Source organism: Nonomuraea sp. NPDC002799, from assembly GCF_053592075.1.
In genome coordinates this window covers 15,724-29,672 of the sequence record NZ_JBSFVA010000066.1, presented here as the reverse complement: position 1 = coordinate 29,672, position 13,949 = coordinate 15,724, and the positions used below count along the sequence as shown (strand labels likewise).

Below are 13,949 nucleotides of genomic sequence, written 5' to 3'. Positions count from 1 at the left end.
TCGGCCAGCGTCGGAGCCTGGAACAGGTCGTCCAGCCCCAGCTCGACCCCGAACACCTCCCGCACCCGCGCCACGACCTGAACCGCCAGGATCGAATGGCCGCCCAGCGCGAAGAAGTCATCGGTGTCGCCCGCGCGAGCCACACCCAAAACCTCCGCCCAGATCCCCGCCAGTACCCGCCCGGTCTCCGAGCGCGGCTCCACGAAGACCGGCGGCACCGGCTCTGGGCGAAGCCGCTCGTACGTCGCGCCGGCGTGCAGGTCCCTGACCTGCAGTACCCGGTCTCCGGCCAGGGCGGCCAGCAGCCAGTTCAGCCGATCGAGGTAGGCATCGACGGCCGCGGCGGAATACAGGTCCTCGTCGTACTCGCACGACACCTGCCAGCCGCCGGCCGCCTGCTCGAAGACGAAGGCGATGTCCACGCAGGCGATCTCGTCGTCGAGCGTGGCCGGGTCACCTGCCTGGAGGAACTCCGCGCCCGCCCCGATGGGGAGCACCGCCACACGAGGCTGCTGCTCTGTGCCCGCACGGTCGAGAAGCGCCTCGCCCGTGACCACGCAGAGCCCCTGGAGAGTCAGATCGTCGCTCACCTCGGTCAGCACGGCACGGAGTTCGGGTGCGCCGCCGTCCGTGACACCGACACCTGTCAGCACGCCCTCAGCGGGCTCGGCGAGCAGGAGCGCCTGCACGGCGGCGACGAACACCGTTCCGGGAGACGTGCCGCAGACCTCGGCGATCCCGGCCAGGCGCTCGCGGCTGACACCGACCTCGCGCCGCGACCTGCCGCGCAGGAAGGACGGGGTGACGCACACCCGATCGGCGGTCAGCGTGGACACCGTCTCGACGCCGGCGGACGGGAACAGACCGATCAGTTCGGTCATGACAGGGGGCCGTTTCCGGTCGAGGGGGCGAGGAGGTGATCGCCGATGACCAGGTAGTCGAGCCCGCCGCGCAGGAACGTCTCGACGGCGATCTCCGGGGTCCGCACGATCGGCTGCCCGCGAAGATTGAAAGAGGTGTTGAGCAGCACGGGCATGCCGGTGCGCGCCTTGAAGGCGTTCAGCAGGGTCCACATCCGCGGATTGCCGTCACGGGTGACGACCTGGACGCGGGCTGAGCCGTCGACGTGGGTGACGGCGCCCAGGTGCGCGCGGTGACGAGCGCGGGTGCGGGTGGTGAAGAGCATGTGCGCGTACTGCCTCTCGGTGCCCGGCCGGATCTCGAAGTACTCCGCCGCGTCCTCCTCGGTCACGATGGGAGCGAAGGGGCGGAAGTCCTCCCGCTGCTTGATCAGCCCGTTGATGTGGTCACGCATGCGGGCGTCGCGCGGGTCGGCGAGAATGCTGCGGTTGCCCAGGGCCCGAGGACCGAACTCCATTCCCCCCTGGAACCACGCCACGACCCGGCCGTCCGCCAACCGGCCCGCGACCTCGGTGACGATCTCGTCGAAGTCGTCGACCCTCCGGGCGGTGACGCCGCCGGCGGCGGCGGTCACGGCCTGGCCGATCTCCGCCTCGGTGTAGGACTCCCCCCAGTACGGCATGCTCATCCGGGGAATCTCGGTGCCCGGCTCCCGGTTCGCCTGGACGTGGAGAGCCGCACCGATGGCGGTGCCGTCGTCGCCCGCGCCGGGCGGGACGAAGACCCGATCGAACAGCCGGCTGCGCGCGATGACGCCGTTCGCCGTGCAGTTCAGCGCCACCCCGCCGGCGAAGCACAGGTCGCGCAGGCCGGTCGCCGCCCGGAAGTGGCCCAGCACGTGCAGCAGGCACGTTTCCAGGGTCGCCTGGAGGCCGGCGGCGATGTCCATGTGGCGCTGCTCGATGGGGGCGCCGGGCGGCCGCGCGGGCCCCAGTTGTTCGACGAGAGCGCGCAGGACGCCGCGGTAGGTCTCCCGCTCCACCAGGTCCCTGTTGCGCGCCAGCAGCGGGATGGTGAACGTGCCGTTCTCGCCCAGCCTGACCATCGTCGTGAGCTCGTCGTGGTAGCGGCGGCGGTCGCCGTACGGGGCCAGACCCATGACCTTGTACTCGTCCATCGCGATGAGGAAGCCGAGATAGTGGGTGAAGACGCTGTACAGGGTGCCGAGGGAGTGCAGGGCGGGAATGCGGTGCCGTACGTCCAGCTTGCCTTGGCTGCCCACGGCGACCGTCAGGCTTTCCGTCTCCCCCATGCCGTCGGCCACCAGGACCAGCGCGTCCTCGAAGCCGCTCGGGTAGTAGGCGCTGGCGGCGTGTGCCAGATGGTGCGGCACCGCGACGAGCCGGCCGGTCCAGTCCTCTTCGGGGTAGCAGCCGGTCAGCAGCCGGAGCTGCACCGCCGGATCGTAGACCTCCTCGAAGCGCCGGGCGCTGAACTCGTCGGCGTCCTCCAGAGCGCCCGGCTCGTAGGAGAAGCCGTGGGCGACGTAGTCGAGGTCACGGGCGGACAGGCCCGCGCGCCGCAGGCAGTTGGCGATCGCCTGCCGCGGAAACCGGCCGGTGGCCTTCTCTCCGGTGTACCGCTCCTCCGCCGAGGCCGCGCGCACCCTGCCGTCTGACACGAGGGCGGCGGCCGAGTCGAAGCCCTGGCCGATCCGGTATTCCGCGCCCGATAAGCCGGGCAGCTCCCGGCGTTTGAAAGAGACGCTGTTGTCCAGTCCGCTGTATCCGAGGATGTTCATCTCTGCTCCGCTGCCGTCGAGGTGGGCGTGTTGATCAACGAGGCCCCGTGCGCCTTCACCGCGTTGCGGTCGACCTTGCCGTTGGCGGTCTGCGGCAGGGCCGGGGAGACGACGATGTGCTGGGGGACCAGGGCGGCCGGCAGGTTGCGCTCCAGGTGAGCCCGCAGATCGTCGTCGTTCGGCTGGGCGCCCGGTTGCAGCTGCACGTACACCAGCAGCCGCTGATCCCCGGCCGTACGGTCGACGACCACGGCGACGGCGCGGGCCACGAGCGGATGGCGCTCGGCCGTGGCCTCGATCTCCTCCAGCTCGATACGGTGCCCGCGCAGCTTCACCTGGTTGTCGACGCGGCCGTGGAAACGGAGAAACCCGTCGCTGTGCCAGGAACACAGGTCGCCGGTCCGGTACATCCGGCCGAGCTCGGGCAGCTCGGGAAACGCTCGGGCGGTCTTGTCCGGATCGCCGAGGTAACCCAGGGCGAGTTGGGTGCCGGCGACATACAGCTCGCCCGGCAGGCCGACCGGCACCGGTCGCCCTTCCGAGTCGAGCACGGCCGCGGTGACGCCGGCGATGGGCCGCCCGATCGATCCGGAGTCCACGTCGGCGGCGTCGACCTTGGCTGCCGTACACCAGATGGTGGCTTCCGTGGGCCCGTAGAGGTTCCATACGCGACCGTCCGTGGCGACGAGCTCCTTGGCCAGGTCGGAGCCGAGAGCCTCGCCCCCGCAGAGGACCGTCGTACCCACCAGCTCATCCGTCACGTACGGCAGCAACATCCGCCAGGTCGTCGGCGTCGCCTGCACGATGTCCGGTCGCGCCGCGCGCAGCCAGGCGACCAGCCGCACCGGATCCCGCTGGGTCTCCGCGTCCAGCAGGTGGAGCTGCCCGCCCGTGGCCAGGGGCAGCAGGAGCTCCAGGAGTGAGATGTCGAAGATCGCGCTGGTGAGGCAGGCGACGCGGGGCTCGGCCATGGGCAGGAGCGCGCTGAACGCCTGGATGCAGTTGTGCAGCGCGACGTGCGGGATCCCCACGGCCTTGGGCGTCCCGGTGGAGCCAGAGGTGGACATGACGTAGGCCAGGTCCGACGGAACACCGGCCAGCGGGGTCCTGTTCGCTGACGGCGTGGTCCGTATCTCGGCGACGACGGTCCGGTACCCGTCGAGGCCGGACCGGTCGCCCGGCGGGACCACCACGGTCGTGGCGCCGGCCGCGGCCAGCTGAGCCCTGAGCCGGGAGCCTGGATGCCGGAGGTCGACCGGGATGAACGCGGCGCCCAGCTTCCACAACGCCAGATAGGTGACGATCAGCTCGATCTGCCGCCCCATGCCGACCGCCACCACGTCGCCCGCCGCCAGGCCGGCCGCCGCGAGCTGCTCGGAGAGGTGGTGCACCGCCATGGCCAGCTCGCCGTAGCTGAGCTCACGCTCGTTCTCGACGACGGCCGTCCTGCCGGGAGCACTGGCGATCTGCTCCTCGATGAGGGCGCAGACGGTGCCCTCATCCCAGGACGGCACGGTGTCGTGCGCGGCCTCGACGATCTGCCGGTCAGCCGGACTGAACAGCGGCGTCCGGCCGGCGGGCTGGTCCAGCTCCTCGGCCATCCCGGACAGGAGCACCGCGAGCCGCGAGGCCAGCAGCGCGTTGCGCTCGGCGGAGCCGGACAGCGCGGCGCCGATCACCGGCGGGTCGGCGATGCTGAGCAGGTACGGATGGCTCGATGACAGCGCCCCCTGGCCATGCGAGTCCAGCAGGAAGCTCTCCTGACCGATCTCCATCCGGACGCTCGGGTTGTCGTGCAGCCGGCAGTCGCCCAGCAGGGCGTTCACGCGCCGGACGACCGAGCCGATGGGCATGCGCCAGGAAAACCGCAGGTCGCGGGCCGCTTCGTTCGCGTTCGCGGGGAGGGCGGCCCGCAGGTCGGGGGCCTCGTCGTTCGCGGGGAAGTCGACCCGCAGGTCCAGTGCCGAGAGACGTTGCTCGTGGGCGGTCACGATGAGGCAGGCCGCGGCCACGACCGCGTTCACATCCACATCGAGCAGCTCGGCCACCCGCGCGGCGCCCTGCTGCGCTGACCTGGCGAGCTGGACGGGAACGTCCACCCTACGCATGGCTGGCCACCTCCCGCGCGGGCGCCGGGACGCTGACGGAGTCCAGCTCGTCCAGGGCCGCCGCCAGCGCGACCAGGTCATCCGGGGTGCCGACGCTCACGCGAAGCCAGCCGGGCAACCCCACCGAGACACAGTCGCGCACGTGTATCCACCGGTCGGCCAGCGCGCCGGCCACGACAGCCGCCGCGGCCTCGTTACGGCAGCGAGCCAGCACGAAGTTGGCCTGGGTGTTGCGGGTCTCTTCGATGAAGGTGCTCTTGGCCAGCACGTTCACGTACGCGTTGCGCGCGTCGCGGACGTAGCGGACATGCCTTTCCTGGAAGTCGGTGTCCTCCAGCGCGCCGAGGATCGCGCTGAGCGCGACCGAATCGGTGGAGTAGAAACTCTGGCCGGTGGCGAACCTCGCGATGAGGTCGGGATGGCCCAGCATGGCTCCCACACGCAGCCCGGCCAGGCCGAACATCTTGGAGAAGCTCTTGAACACGACGAGGTCGGTTGCCACGTCGAGCCGCGGCACGTACGACGGCTCATTGGAGACGTCGAGCCGCGACACGTACGACGGCTCGTTGGCGAACTCCAGATACGTCTCATCCAGGAACGTCAGCGCCGGCGACCGCACGAGCCCGTCGACCCACCTGCGATCGAACAGGTTGCCCGTCGGGTTGTTCGGCTGCGCGACGAACACCACGTCACTGGCGCCGAAACGGTCCGGCGCGATGGTCGGCTGCCAGTCCTGATCGAGGGCGATCGTCCGCACGGGACGCCCGATGAAGCGCGCACGATCGGCGTATCCATCGAACCCGGGCACGAGGCACCAGGCTCGCGCGCGAATGGACAACGCGAGGTCTGTCGCCTCATCGACGCCGCACGTGAGCAGCACCGACGCCGGGTCCACCCGATAGTGGGCGGCGACCGCCCTCGTCACCTCCTCGCGCAGCCCGCGCGGGTAGCGATGAAGATGGTCGAGCTGTTCCAGAAGTCGTCGGACAGCTCCGGCCGGCGGGCCGAGCGGGCTCTCGTTGCTGTCCAGGAATGCCTTGCCGCTGAATTGCCCGCCAATGTCGCGGATTCTGCTCATCGAGATCCGTCCTTCGGACCAGTGGTGAATGTAAGCGCGTATGTCGGTGCACTCATGTCAGTTCCTATGGGCAAAGGGGTGAGTGCCGGGCCGCCAATCGTGCTGCGTCCAGCGGTCTCGGCGGGCCGGCGGCATTTCAAGCGGCGAGTCCGGTCAGTGCATGCGATCTCCTCTGTTCTCATTCCGGCCATGATGAGGTCATCGCGATAACGGGCTTCGGCTCAGACGATGCGCCATGAATGCAGTGCGGGCGTGCTGGTGATCGTGGTCGCGATGAGTCGGCGGAGCCTGGCTTCCGCTTCGTGCGCTGAGGTCGAGCGGAAGAAGGCGAAGATCTGCAACCCGTTCGGGCCTGCTCTGACCTGTATGTGCTCAAGTCTGGTGTCCGAGGTCGCGTTCGCCTCCAGCAGCTCCCGCAGAGTCTCAGGGGCGAACGACACGAGCGGGGCCACGCGCAGTGATGAGAGCTGCATCAAACCGTCGGTGCAGGTGTGGCCACGCCCCAGCCGAATCCGCCCGGCGATTCACCGGCGGCCACGGTGAGCGACGTGCCGCCCCACCCGAATCCGTCCCCCGCCGAGCTCGAAGCGAGACGGATTCCGGCGACGAGTAGCGCAGCGACGAATACCGAAAGGAGAATTGCCCGGACCGTGGTGTTCGTCATGACGTGAACCATTTCTTATCCCTTCTCGACCTCGAATGGCGGCTTTTCCTGCGTCTTTGTGTTCGCCGCTGCCACAAGAATGCGTCACGGGGATAATTGCTGTCACTACGCCCGCCCTGGCGGGACAACGCCTGGCAGGTGCCCGCCACAAGCACCCACAGCCCCCTTGGCGGCCAGGTGCTTCTCCAGCTCACCGAGGCTTCGGCCGGCGGTTTCGGGCCGGCGGCAGCACTCCGCCTACGAGCGGCGCGAGGTGCTGGACGAGGTGGTCGATGCACTGGCCGCGATGCCCAGCGTGGCCGTGGCCGCGGCCGCGGCCACGGCGTCGTCCTCGGCCGGACCGGCCCAGGCGATGATGTACGCGGGCGCCTGCGGGGACAGGTCGCGGTAGTAGCGACGGATGCGGGCCATCGCGCTGCGGCACAGGATGTTCTGCAGGCCCGTGTCCACCAGCCGTACGCTGGTGAAAAGGCCGAGGATGACCAGCGCGGGCAGGAGGGCTGCCGCCATCGGCGCGAACGCCGGCGAGGGCGGGGCCGCGAAGCCGAGCGCTATCAGCGAGCTGGACAGTGCCATCACGTACAGCGTGGCCGGGCCGACTCCTCGCTGGTGGCCGTGCTCGCGGCGGTCTGCAGGACGAAGTGCTCGGTGGTGAGAGCTGACATGAAGGCAGGATTGTCATCAGTCATGCACTCATATTGCTCCCTGCCGATCAGCTCCGCACCGCGGTTTTTTGCGGAAGGATCACCGGTGCCGCGTGTGGCCGCCAGGTCTATGGGGTGTGGGCGAAGAATTGTGGGTCTCTCCGTGAATCAGGAGCTTACTAGGATGGCTCAGCCCAGCAAAGCACTCACCGAACGATCAGGCATCTCCCATTTCTTCGGAGGAAGAATCCGACCAACGACGCCGATCCCGAATTCCCGCGAAAAATATATCGGGCGAGCTTGTTCAAGCTGCAATTCTGGACCACGGGGCCGCGTACAGATTGAATGCGTGACGTAGTGTCCGTGGGTGATCGCCCTTGACGCTCTCAGTACAGTGTCGGGGCGGCAGAGGAGCAGTTGAGCGCGCGGGTGGACAGCTGGATCTGGGCGGTGCGGCTGACCAGGACTCGTTCGATCGCGTCCGACGCCTGCCGGGGCGGTCACGTCCGGGTCGACGGGGTGCGGGTCAAGCCCGCGCACAGCGTCCGGGCCGGCGACGAGGTCCGGCTGTGGCACGAGGGGCGCGAACGCATCGTGGTCGTCTCCCGGATCATCACCAAGCGCGTCGGTGCCGTCGTGGCCGCCGAGTGCTACATCGACAAGAGCCCGCCGCCTCCGCCACGCGAGGAGATCGTGACGGTGGCCGTTCGCGCTCGTGGCGCGGGTCGCCCCACCAAACGCGAACGCCGCACCATCGACAAGCTACTCGGGCGCCAGGCACACCCGGAGTGATCGCTCAACTGGCCGGCCAGGGGCCTGACGGGCCTGCCGCTAGGTGGACTCGATCCAGCCGAGCCCACCTTCCCGATCAGGCGGCGATCACGTGGGTACACGGCCTGGGCTTCGATGAACCGTTCCGCCCGCGCAGTGGCAGCAGGACTGGTACGCCGCCGCGCTGACCCTCGGGGAGACGCTGTCCGAAGTGCGGCTCGACCAGGCATGGTGGGCCCGGCAGCACCTGAAGATCGCCCTGCACCCGACCCCGCCCTCCACCGGACTCCCACGGCTGAACCCGCCGGCGGAACACCGCCGCATCATCGAAGCCGACCCCCGGCTCGCCGAGATCGTCAACGACCCCGCCCCCGAGCGGCTCCACGACCTCATCCGGCTCGCGGTCGAACAACTGATGCCGACCCCGCCGCCATCGGACGATCCGTTCGCGGAGGCCTGGGAGCTGATCGTCACCCGGCGGCGGGGTGACCCCGCGACGGCCGCCCAGCACAGGTTGCGGTCCTATCGGGAGGAGCTCACTCCGCCACCGGAGGCACTCACGCCACCCGCTCGATCCCCCTACCTCCTCACCCAGCCCGACGACCGCCGCCAGAGTCTGGAAGCCCTCTGGGAGAGCCTCATGGAGAAGGCGCGCATCGCTGTGGTGTTGGAGGAGGCGCTGGAGCCCGGCCTGGCCCAGGCCGCCTTGCGGACCACCGCCGCGGTCTGGAACGCGGGACTGGCCGACCACGACGGAAGCTTCGACTTCCGGCACGTCCTGCACCTGCTGGCCGTGCACATCGGCTTGGGAGAGGACCCTTACGAGAAGTGATCCGTCTCTAGATGGTTCGGTCTCTGTACGAGACCGTCAGCGCGGAGACCGGACCGGGCGCTCGGTGCGGGTGGGGTTGCCGCGTACGAGCTCGTCGTGGACCTGCCAGCGGACGGTGGTGGCGGCGCGCTCCGCTGCCTCGTCGTCGTGCTCGATGCGTTGCCGTAGCAGCCGCATGGCGATGCGGCGGTTGAGGCTGAATTGCCGCTCGGTGTCGACCACGACGACGATCCCGGTGGGACGGTGGGTCGCCCGTACGGCCGTGCTGGCTTTGTTGCGATGTTGACCGCCGGGGCCGCCGGTGCGGCAGGCGACGATGTCGACGTCCGCTTCCGTGAACGTCGTGCGCGGGGTGTCGAGCCGGCACGGCTGGGCGATGACGTACCAGTTCTTTCGGCTGGTGCCGGCCCGGTAGGGACTGGGGGCCTGCCAGCACAGGGTTCCGGTCCACGAGGCGGCGAACGCCTCGGCGCCGGCGCCGGCGATCCGGATGAGGACCGATCGGTAGGTGCCTGGCCGGTCACCGGGGACGGTCTGGGCGCGATGGATGTCCAGGCTCTGCCGGGTGGCGTCGGCTTCCAGACGGTGCAGCAGCTCGGCCAGTGCCCAGGCGCACTCCTGCGGGCCGCGCCCGGCCGACAGGAGCAGGTGGACGCTCACGGCCGCCCCCGCTTGCGGCGGTGCTTCTGAGACGTCGATCCGAGGTCGGGTGTCTTGTAGGTGACCAGCGGGATCGTGGTGGCCACGGGCGTGGCCAGGTCATGGTCGACGAGGTCGGCGATCACTTGCTCGATGCGCTTGTAGGCCGTCGGCGCCTCCTCGAAGAGCAGCTGGCGGTCGCCGCACACCACCAGCGAGCCCATCGGGGTGCGGCGCAGCTCCTCGACCGTGTGCTTGGCTCGCCCCCGGCGCAGGGCGTCGGCACGCGACATCTTGCGGCCCGCACCGTGCGCCACGGAATGACCGGCGTCCGGCCCGGCGTGACCGGCCACCAGGTAGGAAGGGGTGCCCCGCGTACCGGCGATGAGCACGTCGCGGCCGTCACCCGGGGCCGCCCCCTTGCGGTGCAGGTAGCTCCCGTCGCGGAGCTCGACCAGGTTGTGGCACTGGTCGACGATCGGTTCGGTGGGTTCGGCCCCCAGGGCGTGGGCGACCCGGGCGGCCAGCAGCCGCCGGTTGAGTGATCCCCAGCGTACGGCGTCGTCATGCATCGCCAGGTAGGCGCCGGGATCAGGGGCGGGGCCCGCGCCGTGGACCTCGGTGTGCGCCCGCAGGATCTGCTCGCCCAGCCCGCGTGAACCGCTGTGGACGATGAGAACCAGATCACCGACGGCGAGCCCGAGACGGCTCGCGTGCCCCGGCTCGAAGACGGTCCCGATCCGCGCCAGCTCGACGAAGTGGTTGCCCCGGCCGACCGTCCCGAGGCCCTCATGGTGACCTGCGGGAATATCGCCCTTCAGCACCGCCCAAGCCGGGTCGTCGGCATCCTGCTCAGGATCCAGCGCGCGATCGAGATCCGGGAACCGGGCGGCAAGCTTCTCGGGTACGGCCCGCTTGAGCTTGACGGGGAACACGGCGATACCGCAACCGATGTCGGAGCCCACCAGGAACGGGTACAACACGGTCGACGTCATGGCCGCGCCGATGGGGGCGCCCTTGCCGGGGTGCAGGTCCGGCATGGCGGCGACGTGCATCATGCCGTCGAGGGCGGCCACCTGGTGGCACTGCGCGACGGCATCGGACTCGATCCAGCTTGTGGGGGAGGCGAAAACGGTGACGGTGGCCGAACCCGCGGCCGTGGTCGCTGGTGGCCGGGAGTGTTGCTGAGACAAAGACGCTCTCTTCGCTGAACAGGGCAGGGGGGCGGCATCACGGTGCGAGCAAGCGCCGTGGCATCTCACATAGCGGGGCTTCCGTCAGAGCATCATGGACACAACGTTCCCCGAGCGCACCACACGAGGCAAACGGTTTTCGGTCGTACGTCGAAGCACCACCGGATCTCCGAACCCCCGTGCATGGCTGCCGAGCACAGAGCATCCCCGCAAGGTGCCCTGTGCTTCTCCGACTCAGCTTTCGATCGTCAACCGGTCCTGGCGCGGAGGCTCCGCGCCAGGATGGGGATCATCACCGTCGCAGGGACGAGGTGCAGCCCGAGGAGGGCGGTGGTGGTGGCGGTGTTCGCCCCGGCGAGGAGGGGCGGGACCAACGAGATCGCGGTCAGCGACACCGCCGTCCACACGAATCGCCGGGCGGGGCGAGCGCTCCAGCGAAGAAGAGCGACGGCGATGACGACGCCCACGACCGAGAAGAAGCCGGTCACCACGGCGAACCCCGCCAACGGGATCGTCTCGCCACCATCGGGGACCTCGAAGTCGGCGCCGACGGCCTGGGCAAGCGCAGCGGCGAGGGTGGTGGCCACCGTCGCCGCGAGCGCGGCGATGAAACCGGTGCCGGCGAGCCCGCCAAGTCGGTGGGTGTGACTGGTCCGGCCCGATGCCGGGCCCGCGACGCCTCCGATGTCATTCATGTCGTTCCTCCATCGTTCGATGACTGGCGTACGGGGTGTGTTGACGGTCCTGGCCCTGGGGGTGACGATGCGTACCCTCGCCGTGCGACGGCCGGGGTTCCGCAGGGCGCGGACGCCGGTGCCGCGGAGCCAGAACCCGGCGTCGCGTCCAAGGACCGGCCCGGGCTCGCCGTCGCGCAGCTCCAGCTGCACCCGCCCGCGGGTGACGACGCCGAACGCGTCGCACCACTCCGCCGCGGCCACCACGACACGCGCGCCACCGCGCAGCGCGAGCGTCCGCACCGGGACTACTCCGTGCCGTCCGCCGGCAGGCGCTCCGGCAGCCCGAGCCGCGGGAACTGGTCGTCGTGGAACGTGACGATCTCGGTGATCGCCCCGCCGGTGACGCGCAGGACGTCGATCGTCAGCGGCAGGTACGCGCTCTCCTGCGTCCGCCATTGGTAGAAGGCGACGGCGGGCTGCCGGTTCACGGAGGTGGGGACGGCGCGCAGGTGCTTCATGCCCTCGAAGCCGCTCTCGATCCAGTCGTTCACCACCGTGTCGCGGCCGACGTACAGGCCCGGTGTGGGCGGCATCGAGCAGCGGACGTCGTCCCGCAGCAGTGCGGCGAGCGCGCCGACGTCCGTGGCCACGCCGGCGTCGGTATAGCGGCGCACCAGCTCGCGCGTCCCGGCGTCCTCCTCGCCACCGGTCCAGTCCTGCCGCTCGGCGGGCAGGTGCTCCCGCATGCCGGCGCGGGCCCGCTGCAGCGCGCTGTTCACGGAGTTGACGGAGTCCCCGAGGAGCTCCGCGACGTCCTTCGCCGGCCAGCCGAGCACGTCCCGCAGGATCAGCACGGCCCGCGGGCGCGGCGCGAGGTGCTGGACTGCGACCAGGTACGCCAGCTCGATCGTCTCCCGCGCGACGGCGACGGCCTCCGGCTCGTCCGCGTCGCCCGCGGGCAGCTCGTCGAGCAGCCGGTCCGGGTAGGGCTGCAGCCACAGCACCTCGCCGCCGGTCGCAGGCTCCGGGCGGCACTTGGCGAGCAGGTCCAGGCAGGCGTTGGTGGCGATCCGGTACAGCCAGGCCCGGAACGTCGACCGCCCCTCGAAGGTCTCCCGCCGCCGCCAGGCACGGAGGAACGTCTCCTGCACGGTGTCCTCGGCGTCCTCGAACGAGCCGAGCATCCGGTAGCAGTGCACGTGCAGCTCCCGCCGGTGCCGCTCCGCCAGCCCCGAGAACGCGGGCTCGTCGACCTCGCCCAGCCCGCTCACGCCCAGCTCCTCCGGTCGCGTGTCCGCATTCATCGCGTCATCCTTCCGCTTCGTCGTGTCCCGTCGTAGGTGTGACGGGTACGGGCGCGACAACTCATCACCAGGGCCGGCCCGCCCGGTCTCCCCAACCGGCTTGGACGAAGTCGAACAGGAGCACATCGGCCGGCACGGCCGCCAGGTGTTCCGCCCGCCCGCGGCTGAGCATGGTTGTTGTGCCGCCATGGACGACCAGCGCATTCAAGGCCGAGGCCGTTGGTGAACGCGACTACGTCGTCAGGCGGTCACCCCCGGAGCTGGCGAGTGATGGAGGGGTCGGTGATGGCGGTGTCGTTCGCCAGCAGGAAGGCCTTGCTGAGGATGAGCGCCAACCGGCCGTCCTCCTCGAACGGCAGGAACAGCCCGGAATGGGGGCCACCTCCCGCCAGCCGCGTACCTCGTCCACGGACGCACGGGCCGGATGCCACAGCCGCACCGGCAGGTCCGGCACGTTCAGCCCCAGCTCGGCGCGCCACACGCCGGGGGAGACCTCGAACTCCCAGATCAGCCGTTCGACGATCGGATGGCCTTCGAGCTGCCGGTACGGCGCGGCCGTCTCGCCGGTGAATCCGGCCTCCAGCGCCCTGCCGAGGGTCGCCTGCTGCTGCTGGGTCAGCTTGGCCAGCTCGCGCAGCCGCTTGACCTCGTCGGGGTGCTCCCGTCGGACCGCCGCCGGGACCGCTTTCAGCTTCTTGTCCCCGTGCCACCACGACAGCTCGACCCCGCCGTCGGTCGAGATCACCGCCGTGTGCTCGCCGAACGCCTGCCGTACCCGCCCGTCGGGGACCCTGAACGCCACCTCCAGCCGCTCGGCCAGGGCCGGCTCCATGCGCTTGAACTTGCGGTCGAGCTGCATGGGCACCCCGCCGTGCCGGGTGATGCGGCGGGCGGTGCGCAGCGCGGAGATCGCCTCCGGCGTCGGATACTGCTCCACCGCGCGGGCGATCTCGAACAGCAGCCCCTGCGAGGGCAGGGTCTTGGCCTGGGTGGGCGCCACCGCGATCCCGCGTACCAGCTCGTCGAGCAGCTCGGGCAGCCAGGTCTCGTCGCGGGAGAGCGCCAGCCGGACAGCCCGGCCGAGGACCCGCTTCTCGCCGTCGTCGAACGCCTTCTCCGCCTTGTACGGGATCTCGCCCGCGTGAATCGCCGTGATGCGGGCCCGCGCCATTTCCAGCGCCGTACGGGCGAAGTCCAGGTAACCGGGCAGCCCACCGAGCCATTCGGGCAGGCTGGGCACCAGCTCGGGAAACCGTTCCGCCTCAGAGTACAACGCCCGGAGCTCCACCTCCCAGCCGAGCACCACGTCCATCTCGGCGACCGAGATCGGCCCGAGCCCCTCGGCGAGCACGGCGCGCACGTCGGTGTCCATCCCCG

At 70.2% G+C, this 13,949-nt stretch carries 14 protein-coding genes and 1 pseudogene; 2 read left to right on the top strand and 13 right to left on the bottom strand.

The genetic code is table 11. From position 1 onward, the window contains the following. The 7 genes from ACWD0F_RS49790 to ACWD0F_RS49760 all read right to left on the bottom strand — a co-directional run. The coding region (locus ACWD0F_RS49790) for a phosphopantetheine-binding protein (protein WP_449889860.1) at positions 1 to 881 on the bottom strand (881 nt) is incomplete at its 3' end. Continuing rightward, positions 878 to 2,662 carry a carbamoyltransferase family protein gene (locus ACWD0F_RS49785; RefSeq protein ID WP_449889858.1) on the bottom strand — a complete coding sequence of 595 codons (1,785 nt, stop codon included), beginning with the start codon at positions 2,660 to 2,662 and terminating at the stop codon, positions 878 to 880. The genes ACWD0F_RS49785 and ACWD0F_RS49790, both read right to left, overlap by 4 nt. Then, positions 2,659 to 4,770: an amino acid adenylation domain-containing protein gene (locus ACWD0F_RS49780; protein WP_449889856.1), complete on the bottom strand. Its 2,112-nt coding sequence runs from the start codon at positions 4,768 to 4,770 to the stop codon at positions 2,659 to 2,661. The genes ACWD0F_RS49785 and ACWD0F_RS49780 overlap by 4 nt, the downstream gene beginning before the upstream one ends. Beyond that, positions 4,763 to 5,848, bottom strand: a complete 1,086-nt coding sequence (locus ACWD0F_RS49775; RefSeq protein WP_449889854.1) for a pyridoxal phosphate-dependent aminotransferase — start codon at positions 5,846 to 5,848, stop codon at positions 4,763 to 4,765. Before ACWD0F_RS49775 ends, ACWD0F_RS49780 begins: the two co-directional genes overlap by 8 nt. Before the next feature lie 221 nt (positions 5,849 to 6,069). Continuing rightward, complete coding sequence (locus ACWD0F_RS49770; RefSeq protein ID WP_449889852.1) at positions 6,070 to 6,321, bottom strand: hypothetical protein; 252 nt, start codon at positions 6,319 to 6,321, stop codon at positions 6,070 to 6,072. Next, positions 6,321 to 6,512: a hypothetical protein gene (locus ACWD0F_RS49765; RefSeq protein ID WP_449889850.1), complete on the bottom strand. Its 192-nt coding sequence runs from the start codon at positions 6,510 to 6,512 to the stop codon at positions 6,321 to 6,323. The genes ACWD0F_RS49770 and ACWD0F_RS49765 overlap by 1 nt, the downstream gene beginning before the upstream one ends. Positions 6,513 to 6,749: 237 nt before the next feature. Beyond that, the gene (locus ACWD0F_RS49760; RefSeq protein ID WP_449889848.1) at positions 6,750 to 7,088 is read right to left on the bottom strand and encodes a hypothetical protein; all 339 of its coding nucleotides are present in this window, start codon (positions 7,086 to 7,088) and stop codon (positions 6,750 to 6,752) included. A gap of 497 nt (positions 7,089 to 7,585) precedes the next feature. Here ACWD0F_RS49760 and ACWD0F_RS49755 point away from each other — a divergent pair, with 497 nt between their 5' ends. Continuing rightward, on the top strand, positions 7,586 to 7,948 hold the full coding sequence (locus ACWD0F_RS49755) for an RNA-binding S4 domain-containing protein (RefSeq protein ID WP_449889846.1): 363 nt from the start codon (positions 7,586 to 7,588) through the stop codon (positions 7,946 to 7,948). 190 nt (positions 7,949 to 8,138) lie between these two features. Further along, positions 8,139 to 8,759, top strand: a complete 621-nt coding sequence (locus ACWD0F_RS49750; protein WP_449889845.1) for a hypothetical protein — start codon at positions 8,139 to 8,141, stop codon at positions 8,757 to 8,759. A 36-nt stretch (positions 8,760 to 8,795) separates the two neighbouring features. Here ACWD0F_RS49750 and prfH read toward each other — a convergent pair whose 3' ends face one another. From prfH to ACWD0F_RS49720, 6 genes and pseudogenes are all read right to left on the bottom strand, one after another. Continuing rightward, the gene (gene prfH / locus ACWD0F_RS49745) at positions 8,796 to 9,419 is read right to left on the bottom strand and encodes a peptide chain release factor H (RefSeq protein WP_449889843.1); all 624 of its coding nucleotides are present in this window, start codon (positions 9,417 to 9,419) and stop codon (positions 8,796 to 8,798) included. Further along, complete coding sequence (locus ACWD0F_RS49740; protein ID WP_449889841.1) at positions 9,416 to 10,591, bottom strand: RNA ligase RtcB family protein; 1,176 nt, start codon at positions 10,589 to 10,591, stop codon at positions 9,416 to 9,418. The genes prfH and ACWD0F_RS49740 overlap by 4 nt, the downstream gene beginning before the upstream one ends. Positions 10,592 to 10,839: 248 nt before the next feature. Beyond that, positions 10,840 to 11,568: a DUF6069 family protein gene (locus ACWD0F_RS49735; protein WP_449889839.1), complete on the bottom strand. Its 729-nt coding sequence runs from the start codon at positions 11,566 to 11,568 to the stop codon at positions 10,840 to 10,842. A 5-nt stretch (positions 11,569 to 11,573) separates the two neighbouring features. After that, positions 11,574 to 12,572, bottom strand: coding sequence for an RNA polymerase subunit sigma-70 (locus tag ACWD0F_RS49730; RefSeq protein ID WP_449889837.1), 999 nt, complete (start codon positions 12,570 to 12,572; stop codon positions 11,574 to 11,576). A gap of 248 nt (positions 12,573 to 12,820) precedes the next feature. Continuing rightward, positions 12,821 to 13,003, bottom strand: a complete 183-nt coding sequence (locus ACWD0F_RS49725; RefSeq protein WP_449889862.1) for a DUF7737 domain-containing protein — start codon at positions 13,001 to 13,003, stop codon at positions 12,821 to 12,823. 8 nt (positions 13,004 to 13,011) lie between these two features. Continuing rightward, a pseudogene (locus ACWD0F_RS49720) lies at positions 13,012 to 13,404 on the bottom strand (DUF4132 domain-containing protein); the annotation flags it as partial. Positions 13,405 to 13,949 lie beyond the last annotated feature (545 nt).